Source organism: Streptomyces sp. NBC_00986 (assembly GCF_045162565.1).
Classification (GTDB): Bacteria; Actinomycetota; Actinomycetes; order Streptomycetales; family Streptomycetaceae; genus Streptomyces.
In genome coordinates, this window is the sequence record NZ_CP108733.1 from 3,599,816 (window position 1) to 3,625,308 (window position 25,493).

Sequence of the window (25,493 nt, forward strand, 5' to 3'; positions counted from 1 at the left end):
CGCGCGTGGCTACGGCCCACAGGGGCCGCTACACGGCCCCCGCCCCCGTCAGCGCCCGTACCTCGGTCTCCGCGTGCTTGGCCTCGTCCGGGACCTCCGTCGAGGTGACCGTGCCGAGCCAGCCGGCCAGGAAGCCGAGTGGGATCGAGACGAGGCCGGGGTTCTGCAGCGGGAAGAACTGGAAGTCGACGCCCGGGAACAGCGATTCGGGGCTGCCGGACACGACCGGCGACAGCAGCACGAGCACCAGTGCCGGGATCAGTCCGCCGTATACGGCCCACACGGCGCCGCGGGTCGTGAAGCCGCGCCAGAACAGCGAGTAGAGCAGCACCGGGAGGTTCGCGGAGGCGGCGACGGCGAAGGCGAGGCCCACCAGGAAGGCGACGTTGAGGTTCCTGGCGATGAGACCGAGCCCGATCGCCGCGACACCGATGCCGACCGCGGCGACCCGCGCCACAGCCACCTCACTGCGCGGCTTGGCGTTCGGGCGCCGCAGCGACGCGTACAGGTCGTGCGCCACGGATGCCGAGGAGGCCAGGGTGATCCCGGCGACCACCGCGAGGATCGTGGCGAAGGCCACGGCCGCGACGATCGCGAACAGGACGGTGCCTCCGGTGGAATCGGCTCCTCCGCCGAGGTCGAGGGCGAGCAGCGGGACCGCCGTGTTCCCCGCCTCGTTCGACTTCCGAAGGGTGTCCGGTCCCACGACGGCCGCGGCGGCGAAGCCGAGGATGATCGTCATCAGGTAGAACGCTCCGATGAGCCCGATCGACCACACCACCGAACGACGCGCGGCCCGTGCGGTCGGCACGGTGTAGAAGCGGGACAGGATGTGCGGCAATCCGGCCGTACCCAGCACCAGCGCGAGACCCAGGCTGATGAAATCGAACCGCGCGGTCCAGTCACCGCCGTACTTGAGCCCCGGCGCCAGGAAGGCGGCGCCGTGACCGCTGCGCGCGGCGGCCGTGAGCAGCAGGTGGTTCAGGTTCCCGTGGAAGCGCACCAGGGTCAGCACCGTCAGCGCGATGGTGCCGCTCATCATCAGGACCGCCTTGACGATCTGGATCCAGGTGGTGGCCCGCATCCCTCCCATCGACACATAGATCACCATGAGCGCCCCGACGCCGATGACGGTCCACGCCCGCGCGGCCGCACCCGTCCCGCCCAGCAGCAGCGACACCAGGCTGCCCGCGCCCACCATCTGCGCCACCAGATACAGAACGGACACGGTGACCGAGGAAGTTCCCGCCGCGATCCGCACCGGCCGCTCGCTCATCCGGGCGGCGACCACGTCGGCGAGCGTGAACCGCCCGCAGTTGCGCACCAGTTCGGCGACGAGGAACAGCACCATGAGCCAGGCGACGAAGAAGCCCACCACGTACAGCAGGCCGTCGTAGCCGAACAGCGCGATGAGCCCGGTGACCCCGAGGAACGAGGCCGCGGACAGATAATCACCCGAGATGGCAAAACCATTCTCCATCGGGGAGAAGAGCCGCCCGCCCGCGTAGAACTCCTCCTCCGAACCGTGCCGGTTGCGGCTCACCCAGGTGGTGATCCCGAGGGTGACCGCGATGAACGCGCTGAACAGCAGCAGCGCCAGCGTCTGATGGTTCCCGGTCACGACGTACCGCCTCGAATGCCTCGTGTCAGTTCCTGTGTGTCCCAGCGCAGTTCGAGCGCGGCCCGGTCCCTGCGCAGCCGCGCGTGCCGGGCGTAGGCCCAGGTGAGCAGGAAGGTGGTGAGGAACTGCCCCAGTCCCGCGACCATCCCCACGTTCACCGCGCCGGCCACCGGCCGGGCCATGAATCCGGGTGCCGTCGTCGCCGTCACCACGTAGGCCACGTACCAGGTGAAGAAGACGACGGTGGCCGGCACCACGAACCGCAGATACCGGCCGCGCACCTCCTGGAAGGCCGCGCTGCGCTGCACCTCCCGATACACGTCGCCCGCCCGGACGGCGTGGTCCGCGTCCTCCCGGCGCGCGGCGGGCACCTCGGGCGCGGGCCCGCCCGTGCCGTCCATCTCACCCCAGCCGGACGCGAGCGCGTCGTACCAAGGGTCGTGGTACCTCACCTTTCCGGTTGCCTCGGCGGGGGTCAGGTCATGACCTTCATGGTTCTCGGCGGGACTCTCGTGACCGCTCCCGCCACCGCGGGGACGACCGTTGCTTGACTGCATGCCCAAGGATGGACAGAACGGGAAGATCCCCGACTCTTCTTCTCCGCTGTCTTCACCCCATCAGGTGACTCAACCCGCTGGTGGCCGCACCAGTCCCCTGCCGTAGGCGTAACGCACCGCCTGCGCACGGTCCTTGAGCCCCGTCTTGGCGAACAGGTTGTTGATGTGGGTCTTCACGGTCGCCGTGGAGACATGCAGCGTGCGGGCGATCTCCTGATTGCTCAGACCCTCGGCGATCAGCAGCAGCACCTCGGTCTCCCGCGCGGTGAGCCCGTCCGGCGGCTCGGCGGGCTCCGGCGACGGCTGCGAGTCGGGCTCCGACAGGCGCTCCAGCAACCGCCGTTGGATGCTCGGCGACAGCCCTGCGTCCCCCGACAGCACGCTCTCCACGGCCCGTACGATCTCGTCGCCGCCCGCGTCCTTGGTGAGGTAGCCACGCGCCCCCGCGCGCAGTGCCGGGAACAGCGACGCGTCGTCCGCGAACGTCGTGAGCACCACGACCTGCGTCCCGGGATGCTCCGCACGGATCCGCCGGGTCGCCTCGACGCCGTCGCAGCGCGGCATGCGCAGGTCCATCAGGACGACGTCCGGGGCGAGTTCGGCCACGAGCCGCACCGCCTCGTCCCCGTCGGCGGCGGCGCCGACGACCTCGATCCCGGGCAGCAGCCCCAGCAGCATCACGATGCCTTCCCGTACGACGGTCTGGTCGTCCGCGACCACGACCCGCGCGGGTTTCCTCACGGCCTCATCCGTCATGCAGGCACCTTCAGCGTCACCACGAATCCCTCCTCGTCCGGCCCGGCCCGCAGCGAACCGCCCAGCAGCTCGGCGCGTTCCCGCATGCCCAGCAGACCGTATCCACCTCCCGCCCCGGTGAGTTCGCCCGGCGAACCGCCCGAGTCCCGTACGTCCAGCGTCACTTCGTGCTCGCCGTAGTCCAGCGTGAGCAGCACCTTGGCGCCCGGGGCGTGCTTGCGGACGTTCGTCAGGGCCTCCTGGGCGACCCGGCGCACGGCCTGCGAGGCCTCGGCGGGCAGCTGTCTCCGGTCACCCGTAACGGTGACCTCGGCACGGCCCGTCGTACCGACGATCTCGGTCAGGAAGTCCTCCAGCGGGCTCATCTCGCCCCGCAGCGCGGACAGGGCCTGCCGGGTCTCCACCAGGCCGTCGCGGGCCATCCCCCGTGCTGCCACGACCCGTTCCAGGATCGTCTCCCGGTCGGCGCCCCGCTCGATCAGCAGCCTGGCCGCCTCCAGGTGCACGAGCTGCGCGGAGAGGCTGTGGGCCAGCACGTCGTGGATCTCCCTGGCGATACGGGCCCGTTCCGCCAGCGCGGCGGACTCCGCCTCGGCCGCTCTCGCCATGCGTTCCTGGGTGAGCAGCCGCTGGGCGCTGCCCCGCGCCTCGGCGTCGAGGCGGAGCGTGTATCCGGCGAGGGCCAGCCCGGCCGTCGTGACCGCGGTGGTCAGCCATACGTCGTTGTTGACCGCGGCGAAGATCGCGAGGGACACCGAGGTCACCGGCATCGCGACCGCGATGGGCAGCCGCTCCAGCGAACTCACCGCGCAACCGCACCAGATGACGAGGGCCGGGACCGTGAAACCGACGGCCTGTCCCACGATCGCGATCCCGAGAAGCACGGCGATGAGTCCCACCGACGGCCAGAGTCTGTGGGCGAGAGTCGTACGCCAGAAGGTCCAGGCGAGGACCGCTGCCAGCACGATGCCGGCCGCGCCTCCGGCCAGGGCCCAGCCGTGGACGTGACTGCCGGTGAGCGCGCCCCCCAGAAGCACGCCGACCACCAGCAGCCGGACGGCCCAGGCGAGCACCCGCCGGGGCCGTGAGACTCCCTCTCGGCCCAGCGCCTCCCGCGAGGGCCAGCGCGTCCAGGCGTTCTCCGTCACACGCGCTCCTTCCGGGCGGGCCTCGCCATGCCGAAACCGTACGCCGAGGCCGACCCCGCCGACCCGGTGACGGACTGGGCCCGCCAGGCCAGGACCCCGGAGCGGACCAGCAGCGTCGCCGCGAGGCCGAGCATCAGGGCCGAGCTGTTCTGGTGCACGCCCACTACCGCGCCCAGGGCGACGAGGCCGACGCGCAGGGCTATGCCGACGATCCAGACGCCACCGCTCGCCTTGGTGCTCTTGCTCCACACGGAACCGTCCGTCTCGACCCACAGGCGCGTGGTCCAGGCCCAGCCGGCTCCGGTGGCCAGCCCGATGACCAGCTCGACGGCGAGCAGGAGGGCCGACCCGGTGTGGCGGTGGGCGTCGAGTATGCCGGGGTCGCGCAGCGCCACGACGGCGAGGATCACGGGGAGGAGCCACCAGCGCCGGTCGGTGTCGATCTGACGGGCGCGGAACTGCCGCACGATCACCACCGCGACGACGGCCACGATCACCAACGCGTTGACCAGCCCGGACATCAGAGCCTCCGTGAGCGGAAGAGGATGCCGGCGGCGAGCGCTGCCGACGCCTTCGACGCTACGGAAATCCGCAGGTGGGCAGATCGGCGCCAGGGTGGATCGTGGGTGGATCTCCGCACCGCCCCGACCTCCACCCACGGGTGGAGCCGACCGGCGGCGGCGTTCCGAGGCCGAGCCGGGTGACGAGGAGCCGGGGCAAGAACTGAGCGGTCACGCCGGGGCAGGAACAGAGTGGTGACGCCGAGGTCGGGTCAGGAACGGAGCGATCACGCCGACGCCGGGTCCAGGCCTCCGAGAGGCGGCCGGGGCCAAGGCCGGACGCGAGTCCGGGCCCAGGTCACACCTGGGCCCGGACTCGGTGGTCAGGCGTCGATCCGCGACCGGTCCAGCGTCGCGGCCGAGCTGGAGATGAACTCCTTGCGCGGGGCCACGTCGTTGCCCATGAGCAGATCGAAGACCTGCTCGGCCGCGTCCAGGTCGGAGAGGTTGATCCGGCGCAGGGTGCGGTGACGGGGGTCCATCGTCGTCTCGGCCAGCTGGTCGGCGTCCATCTCGCCGAGACCCTTGTAGCGCTGGATGGAGTCCTTGAACCGGACCCCCTTGCTCTGGAACTCCAGCATCTTCTCGCGCAGCTCACGATCCGAGTACGTGTAGACGTACTTGTCCTGGCCCTTCTTGGGCTGGACCAGCTCGATGCGGTGCAGCGGCGGCACCGCGGCGAACACCCGGCCGGCCTCCACCATGGGCCGCATGTAGCGCTGGAACAGGGTCAGGAGCAGACACCGGATGTGGGACCCGTCCACATCGGCGTCGGTCATCATGATGATCTTGCCGTAGCGGGCCGCGTCGATGTCGAAGGTACGGCCCGACCCCGCTCCTATGACCTGGATGATCGCCCCGCACTCGACGTTCTTCAGCATGTCGGTGACGGACGACTTCTGGACGTTGAGGATCTTGCCGCGGATCGGCAGCAGCGCCTGGAACTCGGAGTTCCGGGCGAGCTTGGCCGTACCGAGCGCGGAGTCTCCCTCGACGATGAACAGCTCGCTGCGCTCGACGTCGTCGCTGCGGCAGTCGGCGAGCTTGGCCGGCAGCGAGGAGGACTCCAGTGCCGTCTTGCGGCGCTGCGCGTCCTTGTGCTGCCGGGCCGCGATACGCGTGCGTGCGGCCGCGACGGCCTTCTCCATGACCACGCGGGCCTGGGCCGCCGCGTCACGCTTCGTCGAGGTCAGGAAGTCCTTGAGCTCCTTGGCGACCACGTTGGCGACGATGCGGCGGGCCGCCGACGTACCGAGCACCTCCTTGGTCTGACCCTCGAACTGCGGCTCGGCGAGCCGGACGGTGACGACCGCGGTGAGGCCCTCCAGGGCGTCGTCCTTGACGACGTCGTCCTCGGCGACGCGCAGCAGCTTCTTGGCGCGCGCCACCTCGTTCATCGTCTTGACGACGGCCTGCTCGAAACCGGCGACATGGGTACCGCCCTTGGGGGTGGCGATGATGTTCACGTACGACCTGAGCGTCGTGTCGTAACCGGTCCCCCAGCGCATCGCGATGTCCACGCCGAGTTCGCGGGTGACCTCGGTGGGCGTCATCTGGCCGTGGTCGTCCAGGACGGGCACCGTCTCCTTGAAGGTGCCCTGACCCGACAGGCGCAGGACGTCGCAGACCGGCTTGTCGCTCGCCAGGTACTCGCAGAACTCGCTGATGCCGCCGTCGAAGCGGAAGGACTCCTCCCCCTTGCTGCCGCCCTCACCTAGGCCGTACTCGTCGCGGACGACGATGGTCAGCCCGGGCACCAGGAACGCGGTCTGCCGGGCCCGCTGGTGCAGGCCGTCCAGCGAGAGTTTGGCGTCCTTGAGGAAGATCTGGCGGTCGGCCCAGTAGCGCACGCGCGTGCCGGTGCGGGTCTTGGGAATCCGCTTGGTCTTGCGCAGGCCACCGGGCTCGAACGCGGCGTCCGGGCCGGCGGTCGTGAAGGAGCCCGGCACGCCGCGCCGGAAGCTGATGGCGTGGGTGTTGCCGCTGCGGTCCACCTCGACGTCCAGCCGCGCGGACAGGGCGTTCACCACGGAGGCGCCCACGCCGTGCAGACCACCGGAGGCGGCGTACGAGCCGCCGCCGAACTTGCCGCCGGCGTGCAGTTTGGTCATGACGACCTCGACACCGGAGAGGCCGGTCTTGGGCTCGACATCGACCGGGATGCCCCGGCCGTTGTCCCGGACCTCCACCGAGGCGTCGTCGTGCAGGATCACCTCGATGTGGTCGCAGTAGCCCCCGAGGGCCTCGTCCACGGAGTTGTCGATGATCTCCCACAGACAGTGCATCAGGCCACGGCTGTCGGTCGACCCGATGTACATCCCCGGGCGCTTGCGTACGGCCTCGAGCCCCTCGAGGACGAGCAGGTGCCGCGCGGTGTAGTTGGAACCGTCCCGGTCTGCTCCTGCCAGCAGCGCTGTCGACGGCACGGACGTTTCGGCGGTCACGCGGTTCGCTCCTCGCTGAATTTCAGATGAGGCCCTTTTGGGTAAGGGCCCGGCTTCGGTTGCCGCTCAGAGGGTACCGACGCCTGGTAGAGCCGTTGTAACGCCACCCTCGTCTCCTCCTCACACTAGTCCAGGGTCGTATACCTGTTCGATCCCTCGATGGAGTGAAGTACATATCACGTTCCCTTCGGGGCATGAACCATTTAGGCTCCGGGCACGTCCTCATGAACAACCGGCAATCCAGCCGGGTGGACCCGACCCTGACCCCACAGCGCGAACCCGTACAGACACATAGACACGCAATACGGCACATTCGCCGCCAACCGGCAGCAGACAGCCGCCCCGGAAGAATTTTTCGAGAAAAGGCCACGAGCGGGAACGTTTTCGGCCTGGTTGGATGTTGACCCTGGTACGACAGCTCGTCGAGCTAGAGAAGAGGCGACGTGACTACTGTTCTGACCCCCGCGAGCCCACTGACGGCCGCCGATCGCTGCGACCGCTGCGGCGCCCAGGCATACCTGCGCGTCGTCCTGCTGAGCGGCGGAGAACTGCTCTTCTGCGCCCACCACGGCCGCAAGTTCGAGCCGGAACTCAAGAAGATCGCCGCTGAGATACAGGACGAGTCGGAGCGGCTGACCTCCGCTCCAGCAGCAAGCGTTCCTGAAGAAGACCGCTGACACATCGCGTCCACGACGAGCCAGCACCGGCCCAGGCCGGCGACGGGCGGCCCCGCTCCTGAACCACAGGAGCGGGGCCGCCCGTCTTTGTACCCGCGGGAGACTCGCGGATGCCTCCCAGGCGCCGTCAGGCGCCCTTGTGCGGCCCTGGCGAGCCGCGGTGGCGGCCCAGTGTCCGCAGGACGTCCGACACCCTGGTGTAGACGCCTGGGCTCCCCGCCCGCCCGCACCCGCTGCCCCACGACACGAGCCCGATCAGCCGACCCTGGGCGACCAGCGGCCCCCCGCTGTCCCCCTGACAGGCGTCACGGCCTCCCTGAGCCTCTCCGGCACAGAGCATGGACTCGGGGAGGTAGGTGCCGTCGGCACCGGCCGGATAGGCCTCCTCGCATTGCGCGTCGGACAGCACGTGCAGGCGTGCCGCGTGCAGGCTGCCCGCATAGTCGCCGCTACCGGTGAGATCACCCCAGCCGTAGACCGTGGCCGCCGTGCCCGCCCGGTAGGCGGTGTCGCCCGCGGCCGCCATCGTGATGACCGAGCTCTGGGGCAGCGGATCGGCGAGCGTGAGCACGGCGAAGTCGCCGGCGTTGCTGACGGGGTCGTAGTCCGGATTGACCCACACATCGCGTACGGCGATCTCCTGGCCCCGGTCCGACAGCAGGTCCGTACGGCCCGCGACGGCCTTGAGGTCGGCCGCGCGGTGCGGCGGCGCCCCCAGGACCTCGTCGCCCATGCAGTGGGCAGCGGTCAGCACGGTGGTCCGGCCCACGGCCACACCGCCGCAGAACTGCCCCGCCCGGGTACCCCCGAATCGGTCACGACTGGACAGCGCCACCGTCCACGGGCTCACGGAGACATCGACCGGGAACCCGCCTACGACGATGCTGTCGGCGGCCACGGGGGACGCGGAGACCAGCGGTATGGCGGACGCGGCAGCCGCCAGGACCAGCGGCCGGGTCAGCGCCCGGGCAAGGGGACGACGCATGCACGTTCCTCACTCTGGGATGGTCATTGAAGACCCACAGTGATCCAGCGCGCCGCGCCCCGCACCTGCGGCCAGCACGAAGGCCCGGCCCCCTGAGGGGAAACCGGGCCTTCCGTGTCGTACGACTACGACCTAGTCGAGGTAGTCGCGCAGCACCTGCGAACGCGATGGGTGGCGCAGCTTCGACATGGTCTTGGACTCGATCTGGCGGATGCGCTCACGGGTGACCCCGTACACCTTGCCGATCTCGTCGAGGGTCTTCGGCTGACCGTCGGTGAGACCGAAGCGCATCGAGACCACGCCGGCCTCGCGCTCGGACAGGGTGTCCAGGACGGAGTGCAGCTGCTCCTGGAGGAGGGTGAAGCTGACCGCGTCGGCCGGGACGACGGCTTCGGAGTCCTCGATGAGGTCACCGAACTCGCTGTCGCCGTCCTCACCCAGGGGGGTGTGCAGCGAGATGGGCTCGCGGCCGTACTTCTGGACCTCGATGACCTTCTCGGGGGTCATGTCGAGTTCCTTGGCCAGCTCCTCCGGGGTGGGCTCGCGGCCCAGGTCCTGGAGCATCTGGCGCTGCACGCGCGCGAGCTTGTTGATGACCTCGACCATGTGCACCGGGATACGGATGGTGCGGGCCTGGTCGGCCATCGCGCGCGTGATGGCCTGACGGATCCACCAGGTGGCGTACGTGGAGAACTTGTAGCCCTTGGTGTAGTCGAACTTCTCGACCGCGCGGATGAGACCGAGGTTGCCCTCCTGGATGAGGTCCAGGAAGAGCATGCCGCGGCCGGTGTAGCGCTTGGCCAGGGAGACCACCAGACGGAGGTTGGCCTCCAGGAGGTGGTTCTTGGCGCGGCGGCCGTCCTCGGCGATGATCTCCAGCTCGCGCTTGAGCTTGGGGGCGAGCTTGTCGGCGTTGGCCAGCTTGTCCTCGGCGAACAGACCGGCCTCGATGCGCTTGGCGAGCTCGACCTCCTGCTCGGCGTTGAGGAGGGGGACCTTGCCGATCTGCTTGAGGTAGTCCTTGACGGGGTCGGCGGTGGCACCGGCGGCGGCGACCTGCTGCGCGGGCGCGTCGTCCTCGTCCTCGTCGGAGAGTACGAACCCGGCGCTCTCGGCGCCCTCGGGCTCGTCCCCGGTCTTGCCGGGGGTCTCCTCGGTCGCCTCTTCGTCGACTACCTCGGCGTCGTCCTTCTTGGCACTGGTCTTCTTGGCCGCCGCCGTCGTCTTCTTGGCGGCGACTTTCTTGGCGACCGCCTTCTTGGCGGGCGCGGTCTTCTTGGCAGCGACCTTCTGGGCGTCGTCCTCGACGGAAGCGTCGGCGACGGGTGCCGCCGGAGTGGCGGTGGCAGTGGCCTTCTTGGCGGTCACCGTCTTCGCGGCGACCGTCTTGGTGGCGGTGCGCTTGGCCGGACTCTTCGCTGCGACGCTCTTTCGGGTGCGCTTGGGCTCCGCGGCACTGACCATCAGCGTCACACCCTCTTCCTCGAGGATCTGGTTGAGGCTGCGCAGTACGTTCTTCCACTGAGTGGCCGGAATCTGGTCAGCTTCGAAGGCCCGACGCACGTCATCGCCGGCGATCTGCCCCTCAGCCTTTCCCCGCTCGATGAGCGCCATGACAGAGACGGACTCGGCGATCTCCGGCGGGAGCGTACGGGATGTGCTGGCCGACACGAACAACCTCTCGGAACGATGGAAAACGGCTTCCGGCCCCGTCCGGTACGGACAGGAGCCGACGACCGCCGACTTGGGGATGGGCCGACGGCGCGGGCTGGGGCCGGGAAGAAACACAGCGCCTTGAACGGCGTCCGTATTCCCTTCCGCGGCTGTCACCTCTTAGGTCATCGCACAGTGCCCGCGAGCGTTACGCCCAATCTGCGTGGCCCGAGTCACACCCCGTAAGCGTTCAAAAACGGTCAGACACGGGCAGAGGAGGGCACCCACGGCCGTGACGGGCGCCCCTCAGGGAGATTCAACACCCCGTCGCACCGCCGGACCCCGCCGGATTCCCTGGAGGATCCTGCGGGGTCCGGCGGAAGACGGGCGCCCCGGCCGGGCGCCGCCACGAGAATGCGGCACACCTCGACCGCACGGACCGTCCCGTGCGCGTCAGTGTTCGCGCGGGGCGGGCACCACGCGCTCCACCTCGGGGTGCACGATGAGCAGCTGCCGCATGGCCGCCTCGGCCGCCGCACCGTCGCCAGCGGCGAGGGCGTCGACGATCCGGGCGTGGTGCCCCAGGGATGCGTCGGTCGGGCGGTCACAGCCCGTGACCGGGCCGCCGGAGACCTGGAGGGCCGAGGAGACGATCCCGGAAAGGTGCTCCAGCATCCGGTTGCCCGCGACCTGGATGAGCAGCGAGTGGAACTCGGCGTCCGCGCGGGAGAAGGTCAGCGCGTCACCCTGCCCCATGGCGTGGCTCATGATCTCGACCATGTCGGAGAGGCGCTGCTGGACATCCTCGCGCCCGTGGCCGGCGGCGAGGCGCGCGGCGAGCGGCTCGATCGTCCAGCGCAGCTCGCTCAGCTCACGGCGCTGGTTGTCGCGCTGCGGGCCGAAGGCGCGCCATTCGATGATGTCCGGGTCGAGGAGGTTCCAGTCGCTGACGGGACGCACGCGCGTGCCGACGTTCGGGCGGGCACTGACCAGGCCCTTGGCCTCCAGGACGCGGAGCGATTCGCGGACGACGGTGCGGGAGACCTCGAAACGCTGGCCGATCTCCTCGGGCACCAGCGGGCGGTCGGCGCCCAGGTCCCCGGAGACGATCATCTGACCCAGCTGCTGGACGAGTTGGCCGTGCAGCCCGCGTCCGCGGCTGCCCGCGGCACGCCGGCCCACGCGCCCCAGCTCGGGGTCGGAACCGTCCCAGGAAGGGGCTCCGAGGCGCTCGGTGACGGGCGCCTCGGCATAGGGGTAGCGGTCGAGTTCGCCCGGGCCGGCGAGACCGGAGTCTGCGGAGCGGGCGGCGGTCATCATGGTGTGCGCAAGGGTACTCACGGATCCTTTGTCGGCGCTGTCTCCAACTCCCTTGAGGTCTTTGGTGAAAAGCACACGAAAGGGTGATCGCTCACACCGTCGCAATTGACGCCTTATCGGAAAGAAATGGGCTTTCTACGGGGAGTTGTGCGCAGAGCGGCACCCTCAGGGTTGAGGACGGTCGTCATCGGACCCTGCTCCGCAGAGTCGTGAGCAGATACGCGCAGAGCAGACCGGTCAGCGACAACGCCAGTGCCCCGCCCACGGGTTGGGCGATCACCCGCGCCGCCGCGGACAGGTAACGCTCTCCCCCGAAGGGCCACTGCAGCAGCAACACCTTCCGCATCCGCATCGGGAAACCTTCCGCGGTCCGCACGGCCGGCCCTTCCAACGCCTTGTGCACGAGGGGTACGACGAGGATCGGTACGGCGACCACCGCGGCGAGCCCGGCCGTGGTGGACCGGAAGATGCCCGCGGCCAGCACACCGGCCCAGGCGCAGCCGACGACCAGGCCGATCCAACTCGCGCCCGTCGAAAGCCAGTCAGCGGGAACTTGCGCTAGCTCCCGTCCGTAGACGAGATAGAGCACTTCGGCGTCGCAGCCCACCGTGAGGAACGCCAGCAGCAGCGCGGTGGCGGCGGAGACGAGGAGCTTCGCGAGGAGCAGCCCCATCCGCCGGGGCACGGTGCCGCGGTCCGCCGCCAGGGCGGGGTGGCGGAACTCGTCACCGAACGCGAACGCGCCGAGCAGCCCCGCACCGAGCGCCGCGGGCGGCAGGGGCAACTCCCGCGGCCACGCGGCCAGGAGACGCGGCTGCGGGGTGTGCCCGATGCGGGCCAACAGCAGCGCGGTGAGAGCGGACACGACGAGTACGGCGGCTCCGGTGAGGAACCCGGTGCCGATACCGGCGGCCCGACGCAGCTCGTAGCGGAGCGGGCGCAGCGGGCTGGGGGCGGAGCGGACGGAGATGGGGGGCGGGAGCGGGGACAGGGCGTCCGGCGTGAGTGCTTGGGAGGGGCGTGGGGCACGCGCGCGTGGACGGGTGCCGGCCGACTCCTCGGGGTCGGTGAGGGGGACCAGGCGGGAGTTTGTGGTGGGGGTGCTTGCAGCGGTTGCGGGGGCCACGTGCGGCGGGTCGGGTTCGGCGGCGGATTCCGGTTCTTCGGCGACGGCCGGCGGCTCAGCGGTGGGCGGCTGGAGACTGTGAGCGAGCGGCGCGGCGGTGCGGGGCTGTGGGGTATCGGCAGGCAGCACGGCAGTGGGAGGCGTCGGCGGTTCGGCGGGCGGCGTATCTGTGAGTCGCGTCGGCGGCTCGGCAAGTGGCATGTCCGTGCGGGGCGATGGCATCTCGGCTGTCGACGGGCCGTCCGACACGCGCGGCTCGCCGACGGGATCCATCTCATCTCGGAGGGTCGTTCCGGCGCCCGGTCCCATGTCCCCGATCTCGTCCGCGAGTTGGTGGACGAGGATGTCGTGCCGGAACGCCGTCTCGCCGACGTCGGCGCATGTACTGCCGTACACGGAAAGGCGGTTGCCGTCCTCCCGTACGACTTCCACGGAGCGGTGTGCGGTGCGGGCCTCCTTGGTGAGGAGGGCTGCGAGGCGGTTGGCGTGGGGGCTGCGGACGGCGACGCGGGGGCGCAGCCGGGTGCGGGCGAAGTCTCCGGCCTCCTGGTCGGCGACGAGTCTGCCCTGCTCCAGGGTGACGACCCGGTCGGCGCTGCGGGCTGCCTCCTTGGGGTCGGCGGTGGTGAACAGGACCGTGCCGCCCTGGGCCGCGTGCGCGCGCAGCATGCCGTACAGCCAACGACTTTCGCGGGCGGAGAGGGCGTCCGCGGGTTCGTCCAGCACGAGTGTGTGCGGGTCGGACAGCAGGGCGCAGGCGAGGCCGAGGCGGCGGTCCATGCCGCGCGCGAGGCTGTCGAGGCGTTCGTCACGCAGGCTGACGATGCCGACCACTTCGAGGACCTCGTCGGCGCGCCGGGCTGGGACGCCCGCCGCGGCGCACAGCATCCGGAGGTGGCCGCGGACCGATCGGGCCGGATGACCCGGCACATCGCCCAGGAGCACGCCGACCTCGCGCGACGGGTGGGCGATGCGGTGCAGGGGGCGGCCCCTGAAGTAGGTGATTCCACGCCCCTGTTGGAGTTCGAGCATGAGTCTGAGCGCGGCCGTCTTTCCCGCGCCCGGTGCTCCGAGGAGTGCGGTGACACGGCCCGCACGTGCCTCGAAGGAGACGTCGTCGACGGCGGGCGGATGCTCCTTGCGGGCGTTGCTGGTCAGTCCGAAGGCCTGGATCACCCACAGCAAGATAGCGCGCTATGTCCGTTTTTCCGGGCACCGAACGGCCCGCTCGGCAACGGTTGATCGCCTCGGTCGGAGTGCTACGGCGTCACACCTCGGGGCGCAGCATCGGCGGGTTGAGCAGCGTGGCCCCGCCGGCCCGGAACAACTGCGCCGGGCGGCCGCCCTGACGGGTCGTCGTACCGCCCGTCGGGACGAGGAAGCCGGGCGTGCCGGTCACCTTGCGATGGAAGTTGCGCGGGTCGAGCGCCACGCCCCACACCGCCTCGTAGACGCGGCGCAGCTCACCGACGGTGAACTCGGTGGGGCAGAACGCCGTGGCCAGGGACGAGTACTCGATCTTCGAACGGGCGCGCTCCACCCCGTCGGACAGGATCTGGGTGTGGTCGAAGGCGAGCGGTGCCACCGGGTCGCCGTCGCGGCCGAACCCGCCCTGCTGCAGCAGCTCTTCGACGGGCGCCCAGCGCGCATTGCTGGCGTCGCCACCGGCGCGGGGTGCGGGCAGGTCGGGAGCGAGCGCGAGGTGGGCGACGCTGACGACGCGCATCCGCGGGTCGCGCTTGGGGTCGCCGTAGGTGGCGAGCTGCTCCAGATGTGCTCCGTTGTCCTGGGCGGGAACGCCGGGGTCGTGGGCGCGCAGTCCCGTCTCCTCGGCCAGTTCGCGTGCGGCGGCCTGCGACAGATCCTCGTCGGCCCGCACGAAGCCGCCTGGCAGCGCCCAGCGCCCCTGGAACGGCGGCTCGCCCCTGCGTACCGCCAGCCCGCACAGAGCATGGCGGCGCACGGTCAGCACGACCAGGTCCACGGTGACGGCGAAGGGCGGATACGCTGACGGGTCGTAGGACATGCGGCGATCATAGTCGTCTGCCTGACGATAAACACTCCCTTCGTCGGTACCGCCGTGACTGATCCACTCCGGTGCGATGTGCGGCCCGCCCACCGCCTCCGGCCGTCCCTCGATACGGCCTCCCCCGAGGTCACGCTCCCAATTGCAGGCCGTCGGCCGCCTCTTCGACCATGGCGACGCCGAGACGGCCGACCCGTACGGAGAAGGGGGCGCCCGCGATCCGCAGCCCGGTGAGGCCGATCTCGCCCAGGGGCGCGCTGCGGACCGGGCGGAGGGTGACCGTGCGGGCGGGGGCGTCGGGGCGGATGCCCGCGAGGGTGGTCAGCAGCAGTACTCCGGCGGCCGCCGCCGTGGCCGCCGGGCGGCAGGCCGCAGGGTGCGGAAGGGGAGCGCTCCCGCCCATGCGCTGCTCGCCCGCATACATCTCGGGGAGCCGGTGCCCGAACGCCTCGGCCGCGGCGAGGACGCCCTTCAGCAGGGCGGTCGCCTCCTGCTCGTACGCGGCGGCGGCCAGGCCTGCGACCGCGATCGCCGTCTCCGCCACTCGCACGGCTCCGCCCCGGTGACTGAACGGGCTGTATCCCGGTTCCTTCACGCCCAGGCCGCGCAGTCCCCAGCCCGAGTCCATGGCCGGGGCGCCGAGCAGCCGCGCGAGTTGTTCGGCCCGCACTCTGTCGAGCAGGCCGGGCGCGTACTCGCCGCCACCCAAGAGACCGGTGTCCAGGAGGTGGGCCGCGGTCGCGCCGAGGTGCGGTACGAGACGTCCGTCCGGAGACCGGGCCGCTGCCGGGCGGCCGCCGCCCAGGTCCCCGATCCAGAAGTCCGCGCGGAAGGCGGTGCGCAACTCCTGGGCCCACTGCCGCAGTTCCGCGCCGCCGGGTCTGCCGAACGCGTCGAGCAGATCGGCACCGAGCAGCGCCGCCCGGTGGGCGTGGGCCTGTGTCTCGCAGCGGACGGGGCCGCCCGGGTGCGGGTCGCGCAGGTACGTGCCGTCGCCCACGGTGGTCCGCAGCCAGGTCAGACAGCGCTCGGCGGCCGGGAGTAACTCCCGTGTCTCCTGTTCCGGGAGCCCCCAGCGGCGGGCCTCCGCGAGCAGCACCGGGAAGAGCAGGGTCGCCTCGGTCCCCGTGCAGCTCGGCGGCAGATGGGCGCCGGCGTCCCGCCGCGGTCCGGGAATCAGGCCCAACTGCGCTCCGGCGCGCTGGCGTTGGCTGCGCGCGAGGATCCGCAGTGTGCCCGCGGCGAGCCGCGTACCGAGAGGCAGCGTCATCCGTGCCGCCGTGAGCGACTCCGCCGGCGCCAGGCCGCAGCGCCAGGGTGCCCCGGCCGCGAGATGGGTGTCGGAGGGGTGGGTGGGGTCGCGCAGCAGGAGTGCCTGAAGGTCCTCGACGCTGGTCCGCAGGAGTACGTGGACTCGGGGGTCGTCGCCGGTGGCCCGTGCGGAGGCCAGGGGACTCGTCGCGCCGTGGCCCACCGCCCGGATCGGTCCCGCGCCGTCCGGCCGTACCCGGAGTTCCACGCTCACCGTGCCGCCCGGTGGCAGTTCGAACTCCCAGCGCAGGAGCCCCGCGGAAGCCAGGGCGTCGGTGGGCGGTGGGTCGGCCGTGACCGCCGAGTTGCCGGTGGGGCCGGACCAGCGCAGGCCCGAGTCGTGGACGCTGGCGGGCAGTTCGGGTCCTGAGCTGCCTCCGGCGATCGCGCCCAGATCGGCCATGTCGGTGCCGAGCGCCACCTCGACCGGCAGGCGCAGCGGGCGCCAGGAGACGCTGCGCAGGGTGATGCGCTCCGTGCCGTCGGCGTGCCGGGTCCGCTCGACGACGAGGTCCGGGTCCGGGCCGCAGTCCAGGGAGACCCGCATGGTCCCCACGAAACGGGCACGGTCGGCCGCCGTCATCCTGGCCTGCACCGCCAGTGGTTCCCGTCCGGCCACCCGCAGCTGACAGCGGGAGAGCACGCGTCGCCCCGCGCGGTAGAACCCCTCCAACCCCCGGCCGTTCAGCTGCCCTTGCTCGGTGGAGACGACAAGGCCCGGGAGGGCTACGCAGATCAGGGTGGTGTGGGTGGGGGGCAGTTCGAGGGAGCGGCGGGGCGTCGGGCGGGACGGGGGTGACGCGTGTGGTGGAGGGCTTTGAGGCGGGGAGATGGAAGACGAGCGGCGTGGGGAGATGGGAGGAGACTGGCGTGGGGATGCGGGCGGGGGTGGGGGTGGGCGGCGGATCTGGCCGGGCGCCCACCCTTCTGCCGGCGGATGGGACGGTTGCGGCGGATGCTCGGGATCGGCGGTGCCTGTGTATGGCGGTGCGGAACTGGTGCCGCGGTACGGCTGTGACGGGCTCGTACTCCCGTACGGCGGCGATGAGTCGGTACCCCGGCTCGGGCCCGGCTCGGGGACACCGGAGGCAGGGTGGTCGCCGGCGGCGGAGGGCGGAGTCGGCTGGTGCATGGGCGGCTTCTTCTGCGCTCTGTGCGCCTCAGACGTGTGCGGCGCCGGATGGACGGTTCCGGGAGGACAAGGGCTGTCCGGCGACACGACCCGTTCAGGCGTTCCGCCACTCAGGTGAACGGAGCCGGACTCCCCGTGGTCACGCCTGCGGCCTGGGAAGCCGACCGAATGGCGGCGCGGCGGAGGGGGCGGACAGCCGGCGCCGGTCACCCGATCCCGGTGGCCGCCGAACCGGCGCACGGCCCGTCGGCCGCATGCGCCCGATTCTCGCGCCGCGTGCACCTCGGCAAGTCCAGCAGCGAGTTCGCGGTCAGCCCGCGCGCTGGGGACGCTGACCGCTTGAGGAGTCACCGTCGGCAACCGGACGCCCCGGTGGAACCAAGCGTGGAACCAGGCTCCGAACACACCGGGCCGACCACTCGACCGGCGGGGTTGCCTGCCACTCCCCCAACCCTTGATCACCCGTCCCCCTCAATGCCGTTGCTCCCCGGCTGGGGTGCCTCCGGGCAGGTGTCGTAGCGCCGCGAATCGGCCTTCCGAGAGGTACGCGGCCGTGTGCTGCCGGGGCGTGCGGTGCCCTGTGCCGGTGTACGCGGGCGGGATCCGTCGGTCCCGGATCGGCGGCCGTCCGTCCCGGAGGTGCGGGGACGACCCTCGGCTCCGTCGGCGGTACGGGGGCGTCGCCGACGACGGGGGGCTGCGGGCGAGGCAGCCTCCGGTGTCGGGCCGTCGCCGGGACCGCTCGCGCCGTGCTGTGCGGAAGCGTCAGCGGCCGCCGCGCCGCCGACCAGCCCCCCAGCGTGCGTTGCCTCTCCAACTCCGGCCGTCCTTCCAACTCCCTTCGCTCCTCCAGCTCCCGCCGTGCTTCCAACTTCCGTCACATCTCCGATGCCCGCAGACCCTCCAGCGCCCGTCACCTCTCCGGCGCCCGCCGCTCCCCCGACTCCGGTCATCTCTCCAATGCCGACCGCTCCTCCAACTCCCGCCGCCCCTCCGGCTCCTGTAGCGCTTCCAACTCCCGTCACCCTCCCGGCGCCCGTCACCTCTTCACCTTCCGTAACCCCCGTCCGCCCCACCCGCTCCGCGCGCAGACACCGCCGGATCGACTCCGGATCCAGCCCCTCGTTGCATGCCTGGTGCAAGAGGTGGGCGAACAGGTAGTCGGGGTCCACGCCCAGGGCCATGGCCAGGGCCTCCCTGGCCTCCAGGTCGTCGCCGGTCGACCAGGCGACCCAGCCGGCCAGCGTGAGAGGAGCCGCGGCGTGTTCGCCGTACGGTCCGACGCAGCGGCGGGCCAACGCGCGCCACAGGCGCAGAGCCGGTACCGCGTCGTCGCCCTCCATCCACTCGGCGGCGCGGTCGCGGGTCGTACGGTCCTGGAGGCCGAGGATCAACGTGGCTGCTTCGTCGTGGGCGAGCAGTGCGTCGTCGCGGAAGTCCGAGTGGAGGGCACCGGACACATGCGGTGCCGCGGCGAATCGCCTCATGATCCGCTGGGCCAGATCCAAGGTCTCCTGCGCCACGTCCGCCCGGCTGGCGTCATCGAGGATCCGGGGAACCAGGGTCATACCGGCGGCGTCCAGGGCAACTTCCTGCTTGAGCGCCATAGCCGTCTCCCAGGGCTGCAGCCTGGCCCGCAACTCCCTCAGCGTCCCGCGCACCTGGAGTCCCGCGTAGGTCGCCGCAGCGGCCAGTACGGAGGTGCCGGGCAGGCCCATCGGGGTTCCGTCGACCGGGCAACACCCCTCGATCGGGCAGCAGTAGGACCAGAAGCGGCCGTCCGAGATGCAGAGCGCCTCGATCACGGTCACGTCGAGGCGGCCGCACTCGGTGCGCAGCTTCTGCACGAGCGGGCGCAGGCGTTCCATGACCTGGCGCCCCGACTCTCCCGGCGCCGGTTCCTGACAGACGTAGGCGATCATCTGCTCGGGCCGGGTTCCCCTGCGCTCGCTGCCGGTCACCAGGCCGTGGGCCAACTGCCGTGCCACGGAAGCCCAGTCGTCGGCGCCGGCGGGAATGCCGAGCCGAGCCCTGCCGCCGAACCGGCCCCGGCCGCCTCGATCGTGCAGGGCGACGAGAACGATGCTGTCCTCGGGGCGGTACCCGAGCAGATAGGGCAGGGCGTCGGCGAGTTCGGCAGGCGAGCGCAGGGTGACCTGGTGCTCGGCGCCGTGTCGTTCGTACGCGGTCGGGTCGATGTCGCCGTTTTCGGCAGATCCGGTCGTTTCGCCGTGGTTCGTCATACATCGACGATCTCGCGGATTACGAAGTTCCGCTTGAGCCTGTGGATAAGTCCGGTCAGGGACACGCCACATGAGGTTCGGCAAGGCCAAGTCGGCCCAGCTGACCGGGAGATCCGGACCGCCCTCCGCGATCGCGTGATCGCCCCGCGGGGAGGGGGCGGCCGGGGTGATGCGGTCGCCGCAACCAAAGCCCGCCCCGGCCGAGGCACTTCCGTGCCATCGAAGCGCGCCCCGGCCCAGCACGAATCACCACACCCGCAGGCCGCCATCACTCCGACCGCATGCCGCCTACGACAAGGATCCCGAAAACGAGACCTCAGCCCGCCGCGGCCAGGACCAGCGGAAGCACCTGTTCGCTGCCTGCCCGGCGGAGCAGTCGGGCAGCGACCGCGAGCGTCCAGCCCGAGTCGGTGTAGTCGTCCACGAGCAGGACAGGGCCGGGAGAGGCGGCCAGGGCGTCGGCCAGTTCCCCGGAGACGGTGAAGGCGTCGGACAGTGCCCTGAGGCGTTGGGCCGAGTTGCTGCGACGTGCCGCGTGCGTGCCGTCGGGTCCGGTGTACGTCAGGGTGCCCAAGAGGGGGAGGCGGCCGATGGTCGCGATGCCCTGGGCGAGGGAGCCGACCAATTGCGGGCGGCCCAGGGACGGTACGGACACGACGCCCACGGGCCGGGCGGAGGCGTCCGCGACATTCGGTGCCCAACCGCCCGGAGAGCGCGCCCAGTCGGCGAGGACCGCCACCGCGGCTTTCAGGACGTCGTCGGGGACCGGGCCGTCGGGCGCGTTCTCGGCCAGCAACGGGCGCAGCCGGTTGCCCCAGCCGATGTCCGAGAGCCGCCCCAGGGCACGTCCCGTGGAGCACTGGTCCTTGGCCGGGATACGGCCCTTGAGTTCGACACCCAGCGCGGCCATCCCGGTCGGCCACATCCGGCGCGGCTCGACCTCCACGCCCGGGCGGTCCAGTTCCTTCGTCGCCCCCGTCAACGTCTCCGCGGAGACGGAGGAATCGATCCAGGCGCCCGCGCAGTTGTCGCAACGGCCGCACGGCACCGCGCCTTCGTCGTCCAGCTGCCGGCGCAGGAACTCCATCCGGCACTGGGACGTGCTCACGTAGTCGCGCATGGCCTGCTGCTCGGCCGCGCGCTGCTTGGCCACCCAGGTGTACCGCTCGGCGTCGTACATCCACTCCGCGCCCGTGGCCGCCCAGCCGCCCTTCACACGCTTGACCGCGCCGTCGACGTCCAGGACCTTCAGCATCGTCTCCAGGCGGCTGCGCCGTAGGTCGACAGCCGTCTCCAGAGCGGGCACGGACAGTGGCCGTCCGGCGTCGGCGAGGGCCGAGAGGGTCTGCCTGACCTGCGTCTCGGGCGGGAAGGCCGTATCGGCGAAGTAGCGCCAGATGGCCTCGTCCTCGCGGCCGGGCAGGAGCAGCACGTCGGCGTGGGACACACCGCGACCCGCACGGCCCACCTGCTGGTAGTAGGCGATCGGCGAGGAGGGCGAGCCGAGGTGGACGACGAAGCCCAGGTCCGGCTTGTCGTAGCCCATGCCCAGCGCCGAGGTGGCGACCAGGGCCTTGACGCGGTTCTCCTGGAGGTCGATCTCGGCCTGCAGACGGTCGGCGTTCTCCGTCTTCCCGGTGTACGAGGCCACCTTGAAGCCGCGTTGGCGCAGGAAGGCGGTGGCTTCCTCGGCGGCGGCCACGGTGAGCGTGTAGATGATCCCGGAGCCGGTCAGTTCGTCCAGGTGCTCGGCGAGCCAGGCCAAACGGTGGGCGGCGTCCGGCAGTTGGACCACTCCGAGCCGGAGGCTCTCCCGCTCCAGGGGGCCGCGGAGCACCAGTGCCTCCCCGGCGCCCGTGCCCAACTGCTCGGCCACATCGGCCGTCACGCGCGCGTTGGCGGTCGCGGTCGTGGCCAGCACCGGTACGCCGGCGGGCAGTTCGGCCAGCATCGCCCGCAGCCTGCGGTAGTCGGGGCGGAAGTCGTGTCCCCAGTCGGAGATGCAGTGCGCCTCGTCGACCACCAGGAGGCCGGTCGTAGCGGCGAGCTTGGGCAGCACCTGGTCGCGGAAGTCGACGGAATTCAGCCGCTCCGGGCTCACCAGGAGGACGTCGGTCTCGCCCCGTTCGACCTCTCCGTAGATGTTGTCCCACTCCTCGGGGTTGGCCGAGTTGATCGTGTGCGCCCGGATACCGGCCCGCGCCGCCGACTCGACCTGGTTGCGCATCAGCGCGAGCAGCGGCGAGATGATCACCGTAGGACCGGCGCCGCGCCGGCGCAGCAGGGCGGTGGCGACGAAGTAGACCGCCGACTTGCCCCAGCCGGTGCGCTGCACCACCAGCGCGCGCCGACGCTCCTCCACCAGGGCCGCCACCGCCTGCCACTGGTCCTCGCGCAGCCGCGCCGTACCGCTCTGATCACCGACCAGCTCGGCGAGGATGGCGTCGGCTTCGGCACGCAGCTCCTGGTTGCTCATACCCCCATGCAACCGCACGCCACTGACAACAGCCCAATCCCCCGCCGCGACGCAGCGCGCGGACCCCTGTCCCGCACCCGGGCCGACCGGCTCCCTCTGGACCTTCCGCACCTCAATGGCGTACGAAAGTGTCGTGCCCGAACGTCCCAGGCGTTGCCGAGTGACGCATTGGGTAGGGATATAAGCCACAGACCGTCAGATAAGGGTCTGTGGCCCCATTTGCTCGTTGCCGCATCCCAGTTCGACAGCAAGAATTGGAGTCCGCTCCCCGCACGGCTCGTCCGTGATCCGGTAGGGCTCTGCTGCGGTGTGCGCTCCCCCGAATCCGACCCCGCCCAAAGTGTGGGCGCGTAGCCGAAGGGAGGACCGTGACCTTCGGATTCGCTCCGTCCTCCGCGGCATCCACGTCGACGTCAGCCGACCTGTCCGCCGCTTCCGCCAACCCCCTGGCCCGTCTGCTCGAGCCCTCCGAATGGGCCGCCGCCGGAATCCCGTTGCTGCGCAATCCCCGCGAGGTCGTCAGCGGGCTGCACTCCCGGCACCGTCCGAGACCGGCGACCGCGATCGTGGCCGTCCTCGATCCGGACGAGCGGCTGCTCGCGAGCGCCTCGTTCGTCCGGCGGTCCGCCCCGGCCGACGGCTGGATGTTCCGCAACGCGCTGCTCGCGCAGCTGCGCCGCGTCATCCCGCACGATCTGCGCCGCCGTACCCCGGTGCGTACGGCCGTGCTGCTCTACTGCCGTGAGGGCGACGCGCGTTGGACGGAGGAGGACGGCGCCTGGATGTGGGGGCTGCGCGACGCCTGCACCCTGCACGGGCTGCGCTGCGGGGCCTACATCACACTGACCCGCGACGGCTGGCAGGTGCTCGGCGAGGGACGCGGCGGCCGTAGGCCCAGCGCGGACTCCGCGCCGGAACCTTTCGCCATGTCCGAGGTACCGCCCCTGCTGCCCCGCACCGGCGGCGCCGCCTCGGAGGTCCTGCGCCGCGCCGCGGCCCGCTGAAACCGGTCCGGGCTCCGCGCCCGGACCGCACGGTCCTGCCACTGCGGAGTCGTTACGACACTGAGTCGCCCACGCTCCGGTCACGGGGCACAAGTACAGCCGCAGCAGGCACACTTCACCGACCGCGCCGGAAATCCGCGCACGCCGGACGCGTCACCGTGCACAGACCGTCGCGACGACGTTCACCTGACCGTCGTCGCCCTCCGAGAGCCTTCCGGGCGTTCCCGGAACGGCTCAGACGCCCGCGCCCAGCACCGAGTTGATCTGCTGCGGGTCGCCGCAGACGATCAGCAGGGTGCCGGCCCGGCCGAGGGCCAGGGGCAGGGCGGTGGTGGCAACGGCGGCTTCGCCTCCGTTGACGGCGACCACGACGACGGGACGGGACGCCGCCCGGCCCACGACGGCGGCGTCCGCGTAGAAGACGTCGTCGCGCGCGTCGTGCTGCGCCCAGTAGGAGGCTTCACCGAAGGACAGTTCGTGGGCGGCCCACGGGTGCGGTTCGCCGGTAGTGATCACCAGCACGTCACCGGGGGCACGGCCCGACTCCAGAAGCAGGTCCACGGCTTCCTCGGCAGCGTCCAGCGCACCCTCGGCCGAGGCCGGGATCAGCTGGATCTGCGGGGTCGCCACAGCGGTGTCGGAGGAGACGGGGACAGCCGGACCCGAGGGTCCGGGCTTGGCCACGGCCACATCACGCGGCGTACGTTGCGCCGGCGCCGTGGGCCGCAGGGGGCCGGGGCGACCGGGACGCGACGGCGCCGCAGGGCGGGGGCCGGGTACAGGGCGGGGGGTCGGCGCGACGCGGCCACTGGCCGGAGTGACGCTGGGACCCTGGGCACTCTCGTGAATCTGAGGCTCCTCGGGAATGAGAGGCATGAGCTGATTTTTATCAAACGCTGGTGCGGCTTGCGGCAGCGGGTGGCACATGAGTGCGAGCGGAACGGTCAGAAGTCGAAACCGAGCTGGCCCTCGATCTTCGGAACGTTTCCCTCCGCCCAACTGCGGGCCTTCTTGAGGTGCCGCCACTGGGGCAGCGCATCAAGATACGCCCACGACAACCGGTGGTACGGGGTGGGGCCCCGCTCCTCCAGTGCGGCCTTGTGCACGGGTGAGGGATACCCGGCGTTGGCCGCGAAAGCGAAGTCTGCATGGTCGAGGCCCAGTTCGGCCATCATTTTGTCGCGCTGAACCTTGGCGATCACCGAAGCGGCCGCGACCGCCACGCACGACTGGTCGCCCTTGATCACCGTACGGACCCGCCAGGGGTCCCCAAGGTAATCGTGCTTCCCGTCGAGGATGACCGCGTCGGGGCGAACGGGCAAGGCCTCCAGAGCACGCACTGCGGCGAGCCGCAGCGCGGCCGTCATCCCCAGGTCGTCGATCTCTTCGTGGGAGGCGTGTCCCAGGGCGTACGCCGAGACCCACTTGCGGAGTTCTTCGGCGAGTTCGGTGCGTCGTCTGACCGCGATGAGCTTGGAGTCGGTGAGGCCTTCGGGGGGGCGGCGCAGTCCGGTGACCGCCGCGCAGACGGTGACGGGGCCGGCCCACGCACCGCGCCCCACCTCGTCGACGCCGGCAATGACCTTGGCCCCGGTCGTGGCGCGGAGTGAGCGCTCGACGGTGTGAGTGGGTGGTTCGTACGGCATGGCGTGCTCAGGGTACGCCGCCCGGACCCCCTCTGCGACACCCGGGTTTCCCCAAGCCCCCCGAAGACCGCTCCGATCCGGCTTCACACACCGCCGGGCCGGAGCAGCGGAAGCATCAACTGGTCGATCATTTCCTCGATTTCACGGTCGGCCCATTCGCTGCCGCACATCTTCGAGCGGTACATCATCATCGCCGGGATGGCATCGATGACGTAGCCGTTGGACGCGTCGGACCGGACCTCACCTCGCTCTATTCCACGGTTGATGGCCTCGCGAAGCAGTCGGATCGTCGGCTCTACGACCCCTTCGGTGATCACGCCGTGGAAGCGTTCCGCCTGCACGGTGTCGCATTCGTGAATCACCGCGCGCAGGGCGAATCCAGGGCGCGAGAACATCGCGTCGCGCGCCCGCATGCACAGCGCCAGCAGATCCTCGCGCACGTTTCCCAGGTCGGGCGCCTCGTCCAGACGCGGCAGCCCGGCCTGCAACGCGTCCGCGACGAGATCCTCCTTCGAGGACCAGCGCCGGTAGACGGCGGCCTTGCCCGTCTGGGCGCCGGCGGCAACGCCTTCCATCGTGAGGGCGTTCCATCCGACCGTGCCTAGTTGCTCCAGCGCGGCCTCCAGGATCGCGCGTTCGAGCACGGCGCCGCGGCGGCGGAGGGAGGCCGTCCGAGCGGGGGCGGCCGTCCAGCCCGAAGTAACCATCTGAGTTTCTCCAGCGAGCAGTGGAATGGGGGATTCCGGGGATCGGGGATGCGTCACGCGGCAGCGACGGGGACGTGCCGCACGAAGGCGAGTTAAGTGAA

19 protein-coding genes are annotated in these 25,493 nt (G+C 71.0%); 2 read left to right on the forward strand and 17 right to left on the reverse strand.

Translation table 11 applies throughout. The features are described from left to right. Positions 1 to 28: 28 nt before the first annotated feature. From OG504_RS15440 to OG504_RS15465, 6 genes are all read right to left on the reverse strand, one after another. Complete coding sequence (locus OG504_RS15440) at positions 29 to 1,621, reverse strand: cation acetate symporter (RefSeq protein ID WP_405990360.1); 1,593 nt, start codon at positions 1,619 to 1,621, stop codon at positions 29 to 31. Further along, positions 1,618 to 2,178, reverse strand: a complete 561-nt coding sequence (locus OG504_RS15445) for a DUF485 domain-containing protein (protein ID WP_405990361.1) — start codon at positions 2,176 to 2,178, stop codon at positions 1,618 to 1,620. The genes OG504_RS15440 and OG504_RS15445 overlap by 4 nt, the downstream gene beginning before the upstream one ends. A gap of 69 nt (positions 2,179 to 2,247) precedes the next feature. Next, the gene (locus OG504_RS15450; protein ID WP_405990362.1) at positions 2,248 to 2,934 is read right to left on the reverse strand and encodes a response regulator; all 687 of its coding nucleotides are present in this window, start codon (positions 2,932 to 2,934) and stop codon (positions 2,248 to 2,250) included. After that, positions 2,931 to 4,082, reverse strand: a complete 1,152-nt coding sequence (locus OG504_RS15455; RefSeq protein WP_405990363.1) for a sensor histidine kinase — start codon at positions 4,080 to 4,082, stop codon at positions 2,931 to 2,933. Before OG504_RS15455 ends, OG504_RS15450 begins: the two co-directional genes overlap by 4 nt. Beyond that, the gene (locus OG504_RS15460; RefSeq protein ID WP_405990364.1) at positions 4,079 to 4,603 is read right to left on the reverse strand and encodes a DUF1453 domain-containing protein; all 525 of its coding nucleotides are present in this window, start codon (positions 4,601 to 4,603) and stop codon (positions 4,079 to 4,081) included. The genes OG504_RS15455 and OG504_RS15460 overlap by 4 nt, the downstream gene beginning before the upstream one ends. Positions 4,604 to 4,965: 362 nt before the next feature. Further along, positions 4,966 to 7,086, reverse strand: coding sequence for a DNA topoisomerase IV subunit B (locus tag OG504_RS15465; RefSeq protein ID WP_318019252.1), 2,121 nt, complete (start codon positions 7,084 to 7,086; stop codon positions 4,966 to 4,968). Positions 7,087 to 7,529: 443 nt separating this feature from the next. Between OG504_RS15465 and OG504_RS15470 the strand changes: the two genes are divergently transcribed. Further along, the gene (locus tag OG504_RS15470; protein ID WP_019061015.1) at positions 7,530 to 7,763 is read left to right on the forward strand and encodes a hypothetical protein; all 234 of its coding nucleotides are present in this window, start codon (positions 7,530 to 7,532) and stop codon (positions 7,761 to 7,763) included. 127 nt (positions 7,764 to 7,890) lie between these two features. Here the strand turns inward: OG504_RS15470 and OG504_RS15475 are convergent, their stop codons facing one another. The 8 genes from OG504_RS15475 to OG504_RS15510 form a co-directional block, all read right to left on the reverse strand. Further along, the gene (locus tag OG504_RS15475) at positions 7,891 to 8,748 is read right to left on the reverse strand and encodes a S1 family peptidase (protein ID WP_405990365.1); all 858 of its coding nucleotides are present in this window, start codon (positions 8,746 to 8,748) and stop codon (positions 7,891 to 7,893) included. Between the two features lie 132 nt (positions 8,749 to 8,880). Further along, complete coding sequence (locus OG504_RS15480; RefSeq protein WP_033284005.1) at positions 8,881 to 10,419, reverse strand: RNA polymerase sigma factor; 1,539 nt, start codon at positions 10,417 to 10,419, stop codon at positions 8,881 to 8,883. Between the two features lie 435 nt (positions 10,420 to 10,854). Then, positions 10,855 to 11,742, reverse strand: a complete 888-nt coding sequence (locus OG504_RS15485; RefSeq protein ID WP_405990366.1) for a FadR/GntR family transcriptional regulator — start codon at positions 11,740 to 11,742, stop codon at positions 10,855 to 10,857. Between the two features lie 163 nt (positions 11,743 to 11,905). Next, a complete protein-coding gene (locus OG504_RS15490) occupies positions 11,906 to 14,023 on the reverse strand; it encodes an ATP-binding cassette domain-containing protein (RefSeq protein WP_405990367.1) in 2,118 nt (705 codons plus the stop codon). A 91-nt stretch (positions 14,024 to 14,114) separates the two neighbouring features. Continuing rightward, positions 14,115 to 14,873 (reverse strand): NUDIX domain-containing protein, encoded by a 759-nt coding sequence (locus OG504_RS15495; RefSeq protein ID WP_405990368.1) that lies wholly within the window; start codon positions 14,871 to 14,873, stop codon positions 14,115 to 14,117. Between the two features lie 130 nt (positions 14,874 to 15,003). After that, positions 15,004 to 16,944, reverse strand: coding sequence for a glycogen debranching N-terminal domain-containing protein (locus OG504_RS15500; protein WP_405996341.1), 1,941 nt, complete (start codon positions 16,942 to 16,944; stop codon positions 15,004 to 15,006). An 830-nt stretch (positions 16,945 to 17,774) separates the two neighbouring features. After that, entirely contained in the window at positions 17,775 to 19,559 is a 1,785-nt protein-coding gene (locus OG504_RS15505; protein WP_405990369.1) for a DUF4192 domain-containing protein, read from the reverse strand. A 316-nt stretch (positions 19,560 to 19,875) separates the two neighbouring features. Further along, positions 19,876 to 22,035 (reverse strand): RecQ family ATP-dependent DNA helicase, encoded by a 2,160-nt coding sequence (locus tag OG504_RS15510; protein WP_405990370.1) that lies wholly within the window; start codon positions 22,033 to 22,035, stop codon positions 19,876 to 19,878. 368 nt (positions 22,036 to 22,403) lie between these two features. Between OG504_RS15510 and OG504_RS15515 the strand changes: the two genes are divergently transcribed. Then, on the forward strand, positions 22,404 to 23,039 hold the full coding sequence (locus OG504_RS15515) for a hypothetical protein (protein WP_329349201.1): 636 nt from the start codon (positions 22,404 to 22,406) through the stop codon (positions 23,037 to 23,039). A gap of 234 nt (positions 23,040 to 23,273) precedes the next feature. On the opposite strand, the gene OG504_RS15520 is transcribed toward OG504_RS15515, so the two are convergent. From OG504_RS15520 to OG504_RS15530, 3 genes are all read right to left on the reverse strand, one after another. Next, complete coding sequence (locus OG504_RS15520) at positions 23,274 to 23,915, reverse strand: hypothetical protein (RefSeq protein ID WP_405990371.1); 642 nt, start codon at positions 23,913 to 23,915, stop codon at positions 23,274 to 23,276. Positions 23,916 to 23,983: 68 nt separating this feature from the next. Next, positions 23,984 to 24,685 (reverse strand): ribonuclease HII, encoded by a 702-nt coding sequence (locus OG504_RS15525; protein ID WP_405990372.1) that lies wholly within the window; start codon positions 24,683 to 24,685, stop codon positions 23,984 to 23,986. An 83-nt stretch (positions 24,686 to 24,768) separates the two neighbouring features. Further along, entirely contained in the window at positions 24,769 to 25,392 is a 624-nt protein-coding gene (locus tag OG504_RS15530; protein ID WP_405990373.1) for a TetR/AcrR family transcriptional regulator, read from the reverse strand. Positions 25,393 to 25,493 lie beyond the last annotated feature (101 nt).